Origin of the sequence: Pseudomonas sp. efr-133-TYG-5, assembly GCF_030209175.1 — a bacterium.
In the GTDB taxonomy this organism is placed as follows: Bacteria; Pseudomonadota; Gammaproteobacteria; order Pseudomonadales; family Pseudomonadaceae; genus Aquipseudomonas.
On the sequence record NZ_JARVSM010000001.1, the window covers coordinates 553,384 to 569,456 of the forward strand.

Below are 16,073 nucleotides of genomic sequence, written 5' to 3' on the forward strand. Positions count from 1 at the left end.
CCGCGAGTGACTTCACATAACGTCTGAAAAGCAGGAGCGGTCCGGTCATGAATCCACACCTTCCGTCGTTGATGAAACACGCGCTGCTGGCGGCGGCGTTGCTCGGTGCCAGTCAGGTCTACGCCGCCGACAGCGTCGGCATCGTGGTCTACAACGCGCAGCATGAAAGCCTGACCAAGGCCTGGGTTGCAGGCTTCACCGAAGAAACCGGTATCCCGGTCACGGTGCGCAACGGCGACGACACAGAGATGGGCAACCAACTCGTCCAGGAAGGTGCGGCCTCGCCGGCGGATGTGTTCCTCACCGAAAACTCCCCGGCCATGGTGCTGGTGGACAACGCCAAGCTGTTCGCCCCGGTGGCCCCCGCCACCCTGGCGCAGGTGGACGGCGCCTATCGCCCCGCGCACGGGCAATGGGTGGGGATCGCCGCGCGTTCGACGGTGTTCGTCTACAACCCGAGCAAACTGACCGAGAAAGACCTGCCGAAATCCTTGCTCGACCTCGCCGCGCCGGCCTGGAAAGGCCGTTGGGCGGCGTCGCCGGCGGGCGCCGACTTCCAAGCGATTGTCGCCGCCGTACTGCAACAGAAAGGTGAAGCGGCCACCCTCGACTGGCTCAAAGGCATGAAAACCAACGCCACGGTCTATCGCGGCAACAGCGCCGTGCTTAAAGCGGTGAATGCCGGGCAGATCGACAGCGGCGTGATCTACCACTATTACAGCTTCGTCGATCAGTCCAAGACCGGCGAAAACAGCAAAAACACCCGACTGCACTACTTCAAGCACCAGGACCCTGGCGCCTTCGTCAGCATCTCCGGTGCCGGCGTGCTCGCTTCCAGCAAACACCAGGACGAGGCGCAGGCGTTCGTCAAATACATCACCGGCAAAGAAGGCCAGGAAATTCTCCATTCGGGCAGCTCATTCGAATACGCCGTGGGCAAAGATGCGCCGTCCAATCCGAAACTGGTGCCGCTGAAGGATCTCGATGCGCCGACCGTGGACGCGTCGAAACTCGACAGCAAGAAAGCCGTCGAGCTGATGACCCAGGCCGGATTGCTGTAAGTGATGCCGCAAACCGCTCCGGCAGACATCGCCCCGGCGTCCGCCCGCCGCCGCTCACGCCAGACCCGCGCCCTGCAAGGGCGCGGGGGATCGTGGGTGGTAGCCCTGGCGATTGCGGTTTCGCTGCTGTCGCTGCTGCCTATCGCCTTTGTACTCGGCGTGTCGTGGAACACCGGGTGGGCGACGATCCAGGCACTGGTGTTCCGTCCACGGGTGGCCGAACTGCTGATCAACACCGTGCTGCTGGTGCTGATCACCCTGCCCCTGTGCATCCTGCTCGGCACGGCGCTGGCCTGGCTGACCGAGCGCACCGACCTGCCCGGCCGGCGCTTGTGGTCGGTGCTGGCCGTGGCGCCACTGGCGGTGCCGGCGTTCGTCCACAGCTACGCCTGGGTCAGCCTGGTGCCCTCGATGCACGGGTTGCCGGCCGGGGTGCTGGTGTCGGTGATCGCCTATTTCCCGTTCCTTTATCTACCGATTGCGGCGACCTTGCGCCGTCTCGACCCGGCGATCGAAGACGTTGGCGAATCCCTCGGGCTCAAACCCTGGGCGGTGTTTTTCCGCGTGGTGCTGCCGCAACTGCGCCTGGCCATCTGCGGCGGTGCGTTGCTGGTCGGCCTGCATTTGCTCGCCGAATACGGCCTGTACGCGATGATCCGCTTCGACACCTTCACCACGGCGATCTTCGATCAGTTCAAATCGACCTTCAACGGCCCGGCGGCGAACATGCTCGCCGGTGTCCTGGCGCTGTGCTGCCTGGCGATGCTCACGGTGGAATCGGCCTCGCGCGGCCGCGCACGCTATGCACGAGTCGGTTCCGGCAGCGCCCGGGAACAGCGCATCGTGCGCCTGAGTCGGGAGGCGGTCGCGTGTGGCCTGGGCTTGCAGGTGGTCACCTGCGTGCTGGCCCTCGGTGTGCCGCTGCTGACCCTCGGGCGCTGGCTGATTGCCGGTGGCGTGCAGGTCTGGCAAGGCGGCGAGTGGCTGCCGGCGCTGTTGCAGACCCTGTCGCTCGGCGTGGCCGGCGCGCTGCTGACCAGTCTGGCAGCCATTCCGATTGCCTGGCTGTCGATCCGCGCACCGGGCAAGTTGCAGCGTCTGCTCGAAGGCTGCAACTACATCACCAGTGCCTTGCCCGGTATCGTCGTGGCCCTGGCGCTGGTGACCGTGACCATTCATTTCGCCCGGCCGATCTACCAGACCACGATCACCGTGCTGCTCGCCTACCTGCTGATGTTCCTGCCGCGGGCGCTGGTCAGCCTGCGTGCCGGGTTCGCCCAGGCGCCGGTGGAGCTGGAAAACATCGCGCAAAGCCTCGGCCGTTCGCCGCTGCGCGCACTGTGGCTGATTACCTTGCGCCTGGCCGCACCGGGCGCCGCCGCCGGCGCGGCGCTGGTGTTTCTGGCGATCACCAACGAACTGACCGCGACCCTGCTGCTCGCCCCCAACGGCACGCGCACCCTGGCCACCGGTTTCTGGGCCATGACCAGCGAAATCGATTACGCCGCCGCAGCGCCCTACGCGTTGCTGATGGTGCTGCTGTCGCTGCCGCTGACGGCCATTCTCTATCACCAATCAAGGCGCACGGCTGGCCGATGAACGCTCTCGAACTGAAATCCCTCAGTAAATCCTTTGGCGCGCAGAAAGCCCTGGATGACATCTGCCTGTCGGTGCCCACCGGCAGCCGTACAGTGATCGTCGGGCCATCCGGCTCCGGCAAGACCACCCTGCTGCGGATGATCGCCGGGTTTGAATTTCCCGACGCCGGCAGCCTCACCCTCAACGGCCAGACCCTGGTCGACAGCAGCCACGCCGTGCCGGCCTATCAGCGCCAGATCGGTTACGTGCCGCAGGACGGCGCGCTGTTTCCGCACATGAGCGTGGCCGCCAACATCGGCTTCGGCCTGACGGACACCGGCGCGGCCAGGACCGAGCGCATCCTTGCGTTGATGGACAGCGTGGCGCTGGACGCCAATATGGCCAACCGCTGGCCTCACGAGCTGTCCGGCGGCCAGCAGCAACGGGTGTCCCTGGCCCGGGCGCTGGCCCAGCAACCCCGGCTGATGCTGCTCGACGAGCCGTTCTCGGCGCTCGATACCGGGCTGCGCAGCGCCATGCGCAAAATGGTCGCGCGGCTGCTGGAAACTGCCGGCGTGACCACCATTCTGGTGACCCACGACCAGGGCGAAGCACTGTCGTTTGCCGATCAACTGGCGGTGATGCGCGCCGGACGCCTGGTGCAATCGGGGCATCCGATGGACCTCTACCGTTACCCGGGTGACGAGCAGACCGCGCATTTCCTTGGAGAAGCCGTGGTCATGCCGGCCCGGATCGAATCGGGTTGGGCGCATTGCGACCTGGGCCGCGTGGCGGTGAACAGCAACGGTTTCTGCGGCAGCGCACAGATCATGTTGCGCCCCGAGCAACTGCAACTCTCCGATCAGCCAGACTCGCCGGACGCCCGCCAAGGCTGCCCGGCGGTGGTTGTCGAGCGCGATTTCGCCGGCAACACCTGCACCCTCACCGTCGAGTTGCACCCACAGGCCAGCCAGGATCAGGGCCGCTCATTGCTGGTACGCAGCACCGGCATGCACGCGCCGCCAGCCGGGAGCGCCGTGCAACTGTCGGTGCTCGGCCCGGCGCATGTGTTCGACTTGGCCTGATCAGAGGTCGAAACGGTCCACGGCCCGCCGCCGCTCGTTGTCATCGCGCACGTCGTAGCTGGCGGTCGTCTGGATGTTGCTGTGATGGGCCAGTTTCTGCGCGATGGACAGGTCGTGCTCCTCGATCACCCGGGTGATGAACGAACGACGGAAATCGTGCGGCATGATTTTCACCCCGACCTGCGTGCCGCGCTGGCGCGCGATGTAATAGATCGCGTGCTTGGTGATGCGCTCGCGGGTGATGTGGCTGCCCCGGCGAATGCGGTTGAACAGAAACGCGTCGTCGCTTTCCCCCTCCTTGAGTTGCGAGCGGCGAAATTCCAGCCAGGCGTCGAGCTTGGCGAACGCCCAGGGTGGCGCGTACTTGATCAGTTGTTTGTTGCCCTTGGCGGTGACGCGCAGGCTGCGCTCGCTGAAGTCGACCTGATCGAGGTCGAGGTCGACCGATTCCGACTTGCGCATGCCGGTGCCGTACAACAAGGCAATCACGGCGGCATCCCGCAGGCCCTGCGGACGCGGATCGGCGGCGCAGACTTCCATCAACTCGTGAATCAATGTGCGCTTGAGGTTGCGCCCCTGGGACAAGCGCGTACCGGCAATGCCTTTGACCGAACGCATCTTCAACAAGTGTTCCTGGCTGATCAGACTCATGCGCCAGGCTTCATTCATCACTCCGCGCACCGCATTCACATACAACGAAGACGTGTTGGGGGCGTAGTTGTCTTCGCGCAGTGCAGCGACCAGCGCCACTACATCTTCGGGCTGCAGGGCGTGCCAGGGAATTTCCTCGACATTCATGTCTTCGAAGCCGAGACGGTCAGCGGCGTCCTGCAGCACGTATCGCATGGTCAACTGGCTGGAGGGGGCCAATCGTGCCAGGTACAACGACAGGGGATTGGTTCTAACGGTATCGGTGGGTGTAGCGGGCAAGTCAATCAAACCAGAGGCCTTAAATAAAAACTATTCAACACAACAACTAACAATCGAATCTACTTAGTCTAAAGAAGAGTATTTCAGTCGGACTTTGCGCTAAAAAACGCGATAAACGGCGCCAGTCTGAACAGTGGCTGTATGAGTTACAGATAAACGATTCACCGACCGGTTTTTCATATTCCTTTCACAAAATCGAGCATAACCTTGAGCCCGATTCAGATCCTCGGTCGTTACCGCCCCAACCTGCCGGGCAACGCCTGAAAAGTCAACCAACCTCCGACGTCACGTCGTTTTGGCAACTTCTTGATGCAAAACCATTTTTTGCGTCTACTCTGGGATTGGATCCGATGAAAAGCCAGAGGGATCTGTCCATCATTTTCCACAACGAGGTGCCCATGAGTCAGGCGTTTCTCCCCTTCTCCCGCCCCAGTATCGGCGAAGAAGAAATTGCAGCTGTCGAGCAGGTCCTGCGCTCGGGCTGGATCACGACCGGGCCGAAAAACCAGGCACTTGAAGAGCAGTTCGCACACTACGTCGGTTGCCGGCATGCCGTGGCACTTTCTTCGGCCACTGGCGGCATGCACATAACATTGCTGGCCCTGGGCATCGGCCCGGGCGACGAAGTCATTACGCCGTCGCAAACCTGGGTGTCCACCGCCAACATGATTAGCCTGATCGGGGCGAAGCCGGTGTTCGTCGATGTCGACCGCGACACGCTGATGACCGACGCCGCACGCATCGAAGCCGCCATCACCCCACGGACCAAAGCGATTATCCCGGTGCATTACGCCGGCGCCGCGTTTGACCTCGATCCGCTGTATGCCCTGGCCGCCAAGCACGGCATCGCCGTGATCGAAGACGCCGCCCACGCGGCGGGCACCCGCTACAAAGGGCGCCACGTCGGCTCGCAAGGCACGGCGATCTTCTCGTTCCACGCGATCAAGAACATGACCTGTGCCGAAGGCGCGATGTTCGTCACCGACGACGAAGCGCTGGCCAATCGCGTGCGCATGCTCAAGTTCCATGGCCTGGGCGTGGATGCCTACGACCGCCTCACCGGTGGCCGCAAGCCGCAGGCGCAGGTGATCGAACCCGGCTTCAAGTACAATCTGGCCGATATCAACGCCGCGATTGCCCTGGTGCAGTTGCAGCGCCTGGACGAAATCAACGCCCGGCGCACCGAGTTGGCCACCCGCTACCTGCAAAAGTTCGAAGGCCTGCCGGTGCAACCGCTGGCCCTGCCCGCCTATGCCCAGCAACACGCCTGGCATCTGTTCATCCTGCGCATCGACAGCGAACGCTGCGGCATGGATCGCGAAACGTTCATGAAAGGCTTGCAGGATCAGGGCATCGGCACCGGTATCCATTTCATCGCCACCCACTTGCACACCTGGTATCGCCAGCGTGATCCCGACCTGTACCTGCCCAACACCGAATGGAACTCGGCGCGGCTATGCTCGATTCCGTTGTTTCCCGACATGACCGATCACGACCTTGATCGCGTCGTCGGTGCCATCGCTACCCTTATGGACAAACGCCTGTGAGACCTTACCCAATCAATTGCGTGTCGATCGTCATTCCGGTCTACAACGAAGAGGACAGTCTGCCCGAGCTGCTGCGCCGCACGGCTGCAGCCTGCGCGCAGCTCGAGCATGACTATGAAATCGTGCTGGTCGACGACGGCAGCCGCGACAGCTCGGCGCAGTTGCTCGAAGACGCCGCCGCGACACCCGACAGCCCGTTCGTGGCGGTGATCCTCAACCGCAACTACGGCCAGCACGCGGCGATCATGGCCGGTTTCGAGCAATGCAAGGGCGACGTGGTCATCACCCTCGACGCCGACCTGCAGAATCCGCCGGAAGAAATCCCGCGCCTGGTCGCCGAAGCGGAAAAAGGTTACGACGTGGTCGGCACCGTGCGCGGCAATCGTCAGGATTCGGCGCTGCGCCGCTACCCGTCGAAGCTGATCAACCTCGCCGTGCAACGCTCCACCGGCGTCGCCATGAGCGACTACGGCTGCATGCTGCGCGCGTACCGCCGCACGATCATCGACGCAATGCTCGCCTGCCGCGAACGCAGCACGTTCATTCCGATCCTGGCCAACAGCTTCGCCCGTCACACCACGGAAATCGTCGTCGCCCACGCCGAACGGGAACACGGTGATTCGAAGTACAGCCCGATGCGCCTGATCAATCTGATGTTCGACCTGATCACCTGCATGACCACCACACCGTTGCGCCTGCTGAGCATCGTCGGTTTCACCATGGCCGCACTCGGCCTGCTGTTCGCGTTCGTGTTGATCGTATTGCGACTCGCGCTCGGCGCCGATTGGGGCGGTGACGGTCTGTTCGTGCTGTTCGCCGTGCTGTTCGTGTTCACCGGCGGGCAGTTCATCGGCATGGGTCTGCTCGGCGAATACCTGGGCCGGATGTACAGCGACGTGCGCGCCCGTCCACGCTTTTTCATTGAAAAGGTGCTGCGCAGCCAGCCGGCGGATCCGGCGCCTGCCGTCACCGTCGATGGTCTGTCCTCTGCACCCCATCACAACTCTACTTCTGATCAGGTTCTCTCATGAGTGCAAAAACTGTTGTCTTCGCCTACCACGATATTGGCTGCGCCGGCATTCAAGCCCTGCTCGACAGCGGCTACGACATTGCAGCGGTGTTCACTCACGCCGATGATCCGAAGGAAAACGCGTTCTACGCCTCGGTGGCGCAACTGTGCGCGAACAAGGGCATCCCGGTGCATGCGCCGGAAGACGCCAACCACCCGTTGTGGATCGAGCGCATCGCCAAGCTCGACCCCGACTACATTTTCTCCTTCTACTACCGCAACCTGCTGAGCGAGCCGCTGCTGGCCACCGCGAAAAAAGGCGCGTTCAACCTGCATGGCTCGTTGCTGCCGCGCTACCGTGGTCGCGCACCGGCCAACTGGGTGCTGGTCAACGGTGAAACCGAAACCGGCGTCACCCTGCATCGCATGGTCAAGCGCGCCGATGCCGGCGCCATCGTCGCCCAGCAACGCGTGGCCATCGAACGCAGCGACACCGGCCTGAGCCTGCATGCCAAGCTGCGTACCGCCGCCAGCGACCTGCTGCGCGACACCCTGCCGAACATGCTGCAAGGCAAGATCAGCGAAACCCCGCAGGACGAGTCCAAGGCCAGCGTCTTCGGCCGTCGTACCGCGGCGGACGGCAAACTGGTCTGGGCCAGACCGGCCGAGCAGCTGTTCAACCTGGTGCGCGCCGTGACCCAGCCTTATCCGGGGGCCTTCTGCGCCGTGGGCGAACACAAGCTGATCGTGTGGAGCGCCGAAGTCGTCAAGGGCAACGAAGGCCAGGCCCCGGGCCGGGTCATCAGCGTCGATCCGCTGCGCATCGCCTGCGGTGAAGACTCGCTGGTGATCAACGCCGGGCAGCGCAACGACAACGGTCTGTACCTCAGCGGCCCGCAACTGGCCAACGAACTGGGCCTGGTCGACGGCTCGCTGCTGCGCGGTGCCGAATCCGGCCGCGCGCCACGTCGCACCCGCGTACTGATCCTCGGCGTCAACGGCTTCATCGGTAACCACCTCTCCGAGCGCCTGCTGCGTGACGACCGCTACGAGGTCTATGGCCTGGACATCGGCTCCGACGCCATCGACCGCCTGCGCAGCCACCCCAACTTCCACTTCGTCGAAGGCGATATCAGCATTCACTCCGAGTGGATCGAGTACCACATCAAGAAGTGCGACGTGGTCCTACCGCTGGTGGCCATCGCCACCCCGATCGAATACACCCGCAACCCGCTGCGTGTGTTCGAGCTGGACTTCGAGGAAAACCTCAAGCTGGTGCGCTACTGCGTCAAGTACAACAAGCGCGTGATCTTCCCGTCGACGTCGGAAGTCTATGGCATGTGCCAGGACAAGAACTTCGACGAAGACAGCTCGAACCTGGTCGTCGGGCCGATCAACAAGCAGCGCTGGATCTACTCGGTCTCCAAGCAACTGCTGGACCGGGTGATCTGGGCCTACGGCGCCAAGGGCCTGAACTTCACCCTGTTCCGTCCGTTCAACTGGATGGGCCCGCGCCTGGACCGTCTCGATTCGGCCCGGATCGGCAGCTCCCGTGCCATCACCCAGTTGATCCTCAACCTGGTCGAAGGCACGCCGATTCGCCTGTTCGACGGTGGCGAGCAGAAGCGTTGCTTCACCGACATCGCCGACGGCGTCGAGGCGCTGGCACGCATCATCGACAACGAAAATGACGTGTGCAACGGCCAGATCATCAACATCGGCAACCCGGACAACGAAGCCAGCATCCGCCAGTTGGGCGAAGAGCTGCTGCGTCAGTTCGAGGCGCACCCGCTGCGCCACAACTTCCCACCGTTCGCCGGGTTCCGCGACGTCGAAAGCAAGGCGTTCTACGGCGCCGGTTACCAGGACGTGGAGCACCGCAAGCCAAGCATCGCCAACGCCAAGCGCCTGCTGAACTGGGAGCCGACCGTGGAAATGCGCGAGACCATCGGCAACACGCTGGACTTCTTCCTGCGTGAAGCCATGCTCGAAATCGCGGACAAGCGTTGATGCAGGCAGGCCTTCGTATCGATGTCGACACCTACCGCGGGACCCGTGAAGGGGTACCGCGGTTGCTCGAAATGCTCGACGAGGCGCAGGTCAAGGCAACGTTCTTCTTCAGTGTCGGCCCGGACAACATGGGCCGGCATCTGTGGCGCCTGATCCGCCCGCAGTTCCTCTGGAAAATGCTCCGTTCCAACGCCGCCGGCCTGTATGGCTGGGACATTCTGCTGGCCGGCACCGCCTGGCCGGGCAAGCCGATTGGCCGGGATCTCGGACACCTGATGCGTCAGGCCCGGGACGCCGGCCATGAGGTTGGCCTGCACGCCTGGGATCACCACGGCTGGCAGGCCAATACCGGGCGCTGGAGCGAGGCGCAGCTGATCGAGCAGATCCGCCGCGGGGTCGACACCCTCAGCGATATTCTCGGCGCGAAGATCGAGTGCTCGGCCGCCGCCGGTTGGCGCGCCGACGAACGTGTGATCGAGGCCAAGCAGGCCTTCGGCTTTCGCTACAACAGCGACTGCCGCGGGCACAGCCTGTTTCGTCCGTTGCTCGCCGATGGCACGCCGGGGACGCCGCAGATTCCGGTGGACCTGCCGACCTTTGACGAGGTGGTCGGTCCGCAGGTCGCGGCCAGGGACTTCAACGCCTTCATCCTCGACCGCTTCCGTGCGCAAGCACTGAACGTCTACACCATTCATGCCGAAGTAGAAGGGATTCTGATGGCTCAGGATTTTCGTCAATTGCTGGCCGATGCCCGCCAGCGCCACATCGAGTTCCAACCACTGGGCGCGTTGCTGCCCGAGTTCTTCAATACCTTGCCGGTGGGGCGCGTACAACGCGGCGCACTGGAGGGACGTGAAGGCTGGCTGGGAGTGCAAGGCGCATGAGCAAACGCTGGGCACTACCGCTGCTGGTAGGCATTTGCCTGTTGGCTTACCTGCTGCCGCTGGGTACTCACGGCTTGTGGATTCCCGACGAAACCCGTTACGCGCAGATCAGCCAGGACATGCTGCTGAGCGGCAACTGGGTATCGCCGCATTTCATGGGCCTGCGGTACTTCGAAAAACCGGTGGCCGGCTACTGGATGATCGCCCTCGGCCAGCAACTGTTCGGGCAGAACCTGTTCGGCGTGCGTTTCGCTTCGGCGCTGAGCACCGTGCTGAGCATGCTGTTGTGCTTCCTGGTGGCCCGGCGGTTGTGGAACGAGCCGCGAAAGAGCTTCGTCTGCGCCCTGCTCTACATGAGTTTCACCGTGATCGCCGGTCAGGCCGGCTACGCCAACCTCGATCCGCAATTCACCTTCTGGGTCAACCTGAGCCTGGTAGCTCTGTGGTTTGCCCTCGACAGTCGTCGCAACGGTCAGCGCCTGGCGGGCTGGGCTGTGTTGGGCCTGGCCTGTGGCATGGGGTTCATGACCAAGGGTTTTCTCGCCTGGGCGCTGCCGGTGCTGATTGCGCTGCCGTGGATGCTCTGGCAGAAGCGCTGGCGCGAGTTGCTGCTGTTCGGCCCGGTGGCGATTGTCGTGGCGATTGTGGTCAGCCTGCCGTGGGTGCTCGCGGTGCATGCGCAGGAGCCGGACTACTGGCGGTTCTTCTTCTGGCATGAACACATCCGTCGATTTGCCGGCGACGATGCCCAGCACGATGCGCCGTGGTGGTACTACCTGCCGCTGCTGGTCGGGTTCAGCCTGCCGTGGGTGGGCATGTTGCCGCCCGCGGTCAAACAGGCCTGGCAGTCGCGCCGCCATCCCGGCATCGCGTTTGTGCTGCTGTGGCTGCTGATGCCGCTGCTGTTTTTCAGCCTGAGCAACGGCAAGCTGCCGACCTACATCCTGCCGTGCCTGCTGCCGCTGGCCTTGTTGCTGGGCAATGCGCTGACTGACCGGCTGCGCCTGGAACACGGCCGTGCGCTGGGCGTCAATGGCCTGCTCAACCTGGTACTTGGCGTGGTGGTGCTGATCGCACTGGTGTACCTGCAGGTGAAAAAGCCGCTGTATGACCATGAACTGCACAGCCTGGTACTGGTGTTCATTGCCCTGATCGGCTGGATCATTGCCAACCTGGCGCAAGCCTTCCTGCCGTTGCAGTGCTGGGCGGCGCCAGCGCTGGGCAGCCTGCTGCTGGCCGGGGTACTGCCGGCCGCGCTGCCGCAATCGGTGGTGGCCAACAAAACCCCGGATCAGTTCATTCTGCATCACGCCGCCGAACTGGCCGCCACCACCCACCTGCTGAGTAACGACCTCGGCGCCGCCGCGGCACTGGCCTGGCGCATGCAGCAACCCAAGGTTGCGTTGTACAACACCGTCGGCGAGCTGAAATATGGCCTGAGCTATCCCGAAGGCGCCGCGCAGCGCATCACCACCGACCAGGTGCAGCAATGGGTACGCGATGCCCGGCGCAGTGGTTCGGTCGGCGTGGTCATGCGCGTCAAGGGCGACGACGAGTTGCATGAGGTCGATCTGCTGCCCAAGGACGGCACCCGCTACGAGCAGGGCAATCTGGTGATCATGATCCTGCCCAAGGATCCGTCATGAGCTGGATTCTGTTATTGACGGCCTGTCTGCTGACTTGCCTGGGCCAGGTCGCGCAAAAGTATGCCGTGGAGAGCTGGCGCGGTGGCGATTCGTCCTGGACCGCCAAGCTGCGCTCGCCATGGCTGTGGCTGGCGCTCGTCGCGCTCGGTTGCGGCCTGCTGGTCTGGTTGCTGGTGTTGCAGCGTCTGGAAGTCGGCATTGCCTACCCGATGCTCAGCCTCAACTTCGTGCTGATCACGCTGATCGCCCGTTTTGTTTTCCACGAAACGATCGACCGCCGCCACTGGCTGGGCGTGGCGCTGGTGATCGGCGGCGTGGTGCTGCTGGGGCAACAATCATGAGTCAGGCCCGTGGCATCGTTTTCGCCCTCGGCAGCGTGATGCTGGTCAGTGCCGCCCAACTGGGCATGCGCTGGAGCATGACGCGCCTGCCGCAACCGCAACAATGGCTGGCTGCCCTCGGCAGCGGCAGTGTCGATCTGGCGGCGCTGAGCGTGGTGTTCGCGGCGATCGTCGCCTATGCGCTGTCGATGCTCTGCTGGCTCGTCGCCCTGCGCGATCTGCCGCTGGGGCGCGCCTACTCGCTGCTGAGCATCAGCTACGCCCTGGTCTATCTGCTGGCGGCCAGTCTGCCGCTGTTCAACGAATCCTTCAGTTTCACTAAATCGCTGGGCGTGGCGCTGGTCATGCTCGGGGTCATCACTATCAACACTCGTCCGGCTCGTGCGCCCGAATTCAGGAGTGCTCCATGAAAATCACAGTATTTGGCAGCGGTTACGTCGGCCTGGTCCAAGCCGCGGTGCTGGCGGAAGTCGGTCATGACGTCGTGTGCATGGATATCGACGAAAAGAAAGTCGAGCTGCTGCGCCAGGGGCACGTCAGCATCTTCGAACCGGGCCTTGCGAGCCTGGTGCGCGAGGGCCTGGAGGCCGGGCGCCTGCACTTCACCGCCGATGAAAAACTCGCCGTGCAACACGGCCGGGTGGCTTTCATTGCCGTGGGTACGCCGTCCAGCGAAGACGGCTCGGCCGATCTGAAATACGTGCTGTCGGTGGGCGATGCGGTCGCCCGGCATCGCGAACAGCCGCTGATCCTGGTGGAAAAATCTACCGTACCGGTCGGCACCGGCGACACCCTGCGCGCGCACATTCAGGCGGCGCTGGACAAGGCCGGGCGCCACCTGCAGTTCGATATCGTCTCCAACCCGGAATTCCTCAAGGAGGGCTCGGCCGTCGCCGATTGCCGGCGCCCGGATCGCATCGTCATCGGCTGCGAGGGTGACGAAGTGCAGGACGTCATGCGCGATCTGTATTCGCCGTTCAACCGCAACCATGACCGCATCATGTTCATGGACCTGCGCAGCGCCGAGCTGACCAAATACGCCGCCAACTGCATGCTGGCGACCAAGATCAGCTTCATCAACCAGATCGCCGAACTGGCCGAACACCTGGGCGCCGACATCGAATCGGTGCGCCAGGGCATCGGCGCCGACACGCGCATCGGTTATCACTTCATCTACCCGGGCTGCGGCTACGGCGGTTCGTGCTTCCCCAAGGACATGCGCGCGCTGATCCACAGTGCCGAACAGGCCCATTGCTCCAGTGACCTGCTGCAAGCCGTGGAAGCGATCAACCAGCGCCAGAAGCACAAGCTGTTCGAGCGTATCAATGCGTTCTACCAGGGCGATCTGCGTGGCAAGACCTTCGCCCTCTGGGGCCTGGCGTTCAAGCCGAACACCGATGACATGCGCGATGCGCCGAGCCGTGTGCTGCTCGACGCGCTGTTCGCCGCTGGCGCCAATGTCCGCGCATTCGACCCGGAGGCCATGCAGGAAACCCAGCGCCTGTATCCGAACGAAGAAAAGCTGATGCTGATGGGCACGCCGGAATCGGTGCTGTCCGGCGCCGAGGCCCTGATCATCTGCACCGAATGGCAACAGTTCAAGGCGCCGGACTTCGACTTGATCGAACAACGCCTCAAAGCCCCGGTGATCTTCGACGGCCGCAACCTGTACGACGCCGATCGCCTGGCGCGCAACGGCTTCAAATACTTCCCGATCGGCCGTGGCGATTCGCGCAGACTGCCGATCCCGCTGCAGCAATGGTCCAGCACCGCGGACGTCGCTTGATTACGTTGTCGCCGGCCATCCGCCGGCAGTCCCTGATCGCCGGGCTGCTGGCACTGCTGTTGTTTGTTGCCGGGGTCTACGGCCAGGCGCCCATTGGCTTCGATTCACGCTTCTTCCTGTTTGCCCAGGAAATGCTCAGGCATGGGCCGACCGTGTTTCCGACCACCTACGGTGAGCCGTACGCCGACTACTCGGCGCTGTCGACGCTGTTGATCTGGCTATTGTCGTTACCGTTCGGTGCAGTCAACACCCTGACCGCATGGTTGCCCAGCGCCATCGCCGGCGCGGTGATCGTGACATTGATGTACCGCCTGCTAGCGGTGCATTCGCGGCGCTGGGCCTGGCTGAGCATTGCCTTGCTGCTGCTCACCAGCACGTTCGTCACTGAAGTGCGGGCGGTATCGCAGGACTTGATGCTGGCCGCCGTGGCGCTGTCGGTGTTCTACCTGGGTTACGCGCGCGACCACTTCGGCGCGGGTCGACGCTGGTGGCTGATGTTTGTCCTGTTGTTGCTCGGTTTCGGCATTCGCGGGCCGATCGGCCTGGTGGTGCCGACCGGCATGCTGTGCAGCTACTACCTGCTCAATCGGCAGTGGGCACGGCTGTGGGTGTTCGGCGTCCTGGCAGCGCTGCTGCTCGCCGCGTGCGTCGGTCTGCTGTTGTGGCTGGCGAAGGCCAGCGGTGGCGAGGCGTTCCTGCAGGACGTGATCCGCATGCAATTCATGGGGCGCATGGACGGCAGCGAAGGCGTCAGCGGTTCGCTGTATTACTTCACCAGTTCCCTGGGCAATTACGCGCTGGCCTATCCGTTGGCCATTCTCGTGCTGGCGGCCGCCTGGTTGAGCAAACCGCAGCAGCGCGGGCCGGCATTGCGTCTGGTGCAATACTGCGCGGCCGCCGGGTTGATCGTGATGGTCGGCCTGTCGATTCCGCAGGCGAAGAAGGCGCGTTATCTGCTGCCGATGCTGCCGATGGCGGCGATCATTGCCGCGTATCCGTTCCAGGTCGCGCACGGGCGGGTATTCGCCTGGTTGCGCGGGATCATTCAGGGTCTGTGGTTGCTCACGCCTGGCGTGTTGCTGATTGCCTTGCTGGTGGCCCGGCACAAATTTGCGCAGTTGCTCGGCGGTGTGCTGCCAGTGCTGATCGTGCTGGGTGTTCTGCAAGTGCTGGCGTTGTCGCGGCTGTGGCGACCCTGGCGGCGTGCCGAAGTGTTGGCGCTGAGCGCCGTGCTGGCGTTGTGGACGGTCTACGCGGCGGTGTTCGAGCCCGTCGAGCGTCGGCTGTACGACACCCGCGATTTCAGTCGTGCGGCGTTCGCCCGGGTGCAACAGAACCCGGCCCCGCTGGTACTGCACGGCATGGGCAAGGACGCCAAGGCGATCAAGTTCATGGTCAACATCGAGCAGGACCTGCAACCGCAGTTCACCGAGTCGGTGCAACAACTCGAGGCGCTCAAAGGCCCGGCCTGGCTGATGATGGACAGCAAGGACCTGCAATCGCTGCAAGGCACGGCACTGGCCGGCCTGCAACCGCTGCTGAGCGGACGCTTCGACAAGAACGACTACGTCCTGCTCTATCTCAAGCCCTTGTAGCTGTCGGCCAAGGCTGCGATCTTTAGCTTTTCTTCAAGAAGATCGTAGCCTGCGGCTGCCGCACAGGGATTTTTCTCAGCATGACCATTGTTGTTCGGCGCGCCCGTGAAGCCGATGCCCCGCACCTGCCCGCCATCGAACAGTCCGCCGCGCAACTGTTTCGTCTTGATCCACAACTGGCCTGGCTGGCGGACTCGGCGGTGCCCGATGCAGCGCAACATGCGCAGGCCATCCGCGAAGCCACGGTATGGGTCGCAGAGGTTGCACAACAGCAACTTGCCGGGTTTCTAAGAGCGGTGCCGGTCGACAACCAACTGCATATCGAAGAACTTTCGGTCAGCCAACATTGGCAGGGGCGCGGCATCGGTCGCAAGTTACTGTTGGCGGCGATAGAACAGGCACGCCACGCACAACTCCAGGCCATCACCCTGACTACCTTTCGCGACCTGCCGTGGAATGCGCCGTTTTATCAACGCCTGGGCTTTTCACTGTTGACGACGCAACAAACCGACGCCTATTTGCGCGCAGTGCTGGATAACGAAACCCGCCACGGATTGCCCCGCGCACGCCGTTGCGCGATGCGCCTGGCGCTCGCCTGACG

At 63.4% G+C, this 16,073-nt stretch carries 13 protein-coding genes and 1 pseudogene; 13 read left to right on the top strand and 1 reads right to left on the bottom strand.

The window, feature by feature from the left end; translation table 11 throughout:
- Positions 1-47: 47 nt before the first annotated feature.
- Genes QRN70_RS02425 through QRN70_RS02435 form a run of 3 tightly spaced genes read left to right on the top strand, consistent with a single transcriptional unit; the run spans position 48 to position 3,724 of the window.
- The gene (locus tag QRN70_RS02425) at positions 48-1,061 is read left to right on the top strand and encodes an iron ABC transporter substrate-binding protein (RefSeq protein ID WP_285415626.1); all 1,014 of its coding nucleotides are present in this window, start codon (positions 48-50) and stop codon (positions 1,059-1,061) included.
- Between the two features lie 3 nt (positions 1,062-1,064).
- On the top strand, positions 1,065-2,660 hold the full coding sequence (locus QRN70_RS02430; protein WP_285415627.1) for an ABC transporter permease: 1,596 nt from the start codon (positions 1,065-1,067) through the stop codon (positions 2,658-2,660).
- Positions 2,657-3,724, top strand: a complete 1,068-nt coding sequence (locus QRN70_RS02435; RefSeq protein ID WP_285415628.1) for an ABC transporter ATP-binding protein — start codon at positions 2,657-2,659, stop codon at positions 3,722-3,724. Before QRN70_RS02430 ends, QRN70_RS02435 begins: the two co-directional genes overlap by 4 nt.
- On the opposite strand, the gene QRN70_RS02440 is transcribed toward QRN70_RS02435, so the two are convergent.
- Complete coding sequence (locus QRN70_RS02440; protein ID WP_350224492.1) at positions 3,725-4,654, bottom strand: site-specific integrase; 930 nt, start codon at positions 4,652-4,654, stop codon at positions 3,725-3,727.
- A gap of 398 nt (positions 4,655-5,052) precedes the next feature.
- Here QRN70_RS02440 and arnB point away from each other — a divergent pair, with 398 nt between their 5' ends.
- From arnB to QRN70_RS02490, 10 genes and pseudogenes are all read left to right on the top strand, one after another.
- On the top strand, positions 5,053-6,201 hold the full coding sequence (gene arnB, locus QRN70_RS02445; protein WP_285415630.1) for a UDP-4-amino-4-deoxy-L-arabinose aminotransferase: 1,149 nt from the start codon (positions 5,053-5,055) through the stop codon (positions 6,199-6,201).
- Positions 6,198-7,232 carry an undecaprenyl-phosphate 4-deoxy-4-formamido-L-arabinose transferase gene (gene arnC / locus QRN70_RS02450; RefSeq protein ID WP_285415631.1) on the top strand — a complete coding sequence of 345 codons (1,035 nt, stop codon included), beginning with the start codon at positions 6,198-6,200 and terminating at the stop codon, positions 7,230-7,232. The genes arnB and arnC overlap by 4 nt, the downstream gene beginning before the upstream one ends.
- The gene (arnA, locus tag QRN70_RS02455) at positions 7,229-9,220 is read left to right on the top strand and encodes a bifunctional UDP-4-amino-4-deoxy-L-arabinose formyltransferase/UDP-glucuronic acid oxidase ArnA (protein ID WP_285415632.1); all 1,992 of its coding nucleotides are present in this window, start codon (positions 7,229-7,231) and stop codon (positions 9,218-9,220) included. Before arnC ends, arnA begins: the two co-directional genes overlap by 4 nt.
- Positions 9,220-10,104 carry a 4-deoxy-4-formamido-L-arabinose-phosphoundecaprenol deformylase gene (arnD, locus tag QRN70_RS02460; RefSeq protein WP_285415633.1) on the top strand — a complete coding sequence of 295 codons (885 nt, stop codon included), beginning with the start codon at positions 9,220-9,222 and terminating at the stop codon, positions 10,102-10,104. Before arnA ends, arnD begins: the two co-directional genes overlap by 1 nt.
- On the top strand, positions 10,101-11,750 hold the full coding sequence (gene arnT, locus QRN70_RS02465; RefSeq protein ID WP_285415634.1) for a lipid IV(A) 4-amino-4-deoxy-L-arabinosyltransferase: 1,650 nt from the start codon (positions 10,101-10,103) through the stop codon (positions 11,748-11,750). The genes arnD and arnT overlap by 4 nt, the downstream gene beginning before the upstream one ends.
- Positions 11,747-12,091: a 4-amino-4-deoxy-L-arabinose-phosphoundecaprenol flippase subunit ArnE gene (gene arnE / locus QRN70_RS02470; protein ID WP_285415635.1), complete on the top strand. Its 345-nt coding sequence runs from the start codon at positions 11,747-11,749 to the stop codon at positions 12,089-12,091. The genes arnT and arnE overlap by 4 nt, the downstream gene beginning before the upstream one ends.
- Positions 12,088-12,501, top strand: a complete 414-nt coding sequence (arnF, locus tag QRN70_RS02475) for a 4-amino-4-deoxy-L-arabinose-phosphoundecaprenol flippase subunit ArnF (RefSeq protein ID WP_285415636.1) — start codon at positions 12,088-12,090, stop codon at positions 12,499-12,501. Before arnE ends, arnF begins: the two co-directional genes overlap by 4 nt.
- Positions 12,498-13,879, top strand: a pseudogene (locus tag QRN70_RS02480) (UDP-glucose dehydrogenase family protein); the annotation flags it as partial. The gene arnF and the pseudogene QRN70_RS02480, both read left to right, overlap by 4 nt.
- Complete coding sequence (locus QRN70_RS02485; protein WP_285415638.1) at positions 13,874-15,472, top strand: ArnT family glycosyltransferase; 1,599 nt, start codon at positions 13,874-13,876, stop codon at positions 15,470-15,472. The pseudogene QRN70_RS02480 and the gene QRN70_RS02485, both read left to right, overlap by 6 nt.
- A gap of 80 nt (positions 15,473-15,552) precedes the next feature.
- Positions 15,553-16,071: a GNAT family N-acetyltransferase gene (locus QRN70_RS02490; RefSeq protein WP_285415639.1), complete on the top strand. Its 519-nt coding sequence runs from the start codon at positions 15,553-15,555 to the stop codon at positions 16,069-16,071.
- Positions 16,072-16,073: the final 2 nt, after the last annotated feature.

Bases quoted from the DNA above. Each gene is read 5' to 3' on its own strand.
- arnD (WP_285415633.1), top strand. From the start codon at position 9,220: ATGCAGGCAGGCCTTCGTATCGATGTCGACACCTACCGCGGGACCCGT.
- arnF (WP_285415636.1), top strand. From the start codon at position 12,088: ATGAGTCAGGCCCGTGGCATCGTTTTCGCCCTCGGCAGCGTGATGCTG.
- QRN70_RS02435 (WP_285415628.1), top strand. From the start codon at position 2,657: ATGAACGCTCTCGAACTGAAATCCCTCAGTAAATCCTTTGGCGCGCAG.
- arnB (WP_285415630.1), top strand. From the start codon at position 5,053: ATGAGTCAGGCGTTTCTCCCCTTCTCCCGCCCCAGTATCGGCGAAGAA.
- arnT (WP_285415634.1), top strand. From the start codon at position 10,101: ATGAGCAAACGCTGGGCACTACCGCTGCTGGTAGGCATTTGCCTGTTG.
- arnA (WP_285415632.1), top strand. From the start codon at position 7,229: ATGAGTGCAAAAACTGTTGTCTTCGCCTACCACGATATTGGCTGCGCC.
- QRN70_RS02490 (WP_285415639.1), top strand. From the start codon at position 15,553: ATGACCATTGTTGTTCGGCGCGCCCGTGAAGCCGATGCCCCGCACCTG.
- QRN70_RS02425 (WP_285415626.1), top strand. From the start codon at position 48: ATGAATCCACACCTTCCGTCGTTGATGAAACACGCGCTGCTGGCGGCG.
- arnE (WP_285415635.1), top strand. From the start codon at position 11,747: ATGAGCTGGATTCTGTTATTGACGGCCTGTCTGCTGACTTGCCTGGGC.
- QRN70_RS02430 (WP_285415627.1), top strand. From the start codon at position 1,065: ATGCCGCAAACCGCTCCGGCAGACATCGCCCCGGCGTCCGCCCGCCGC.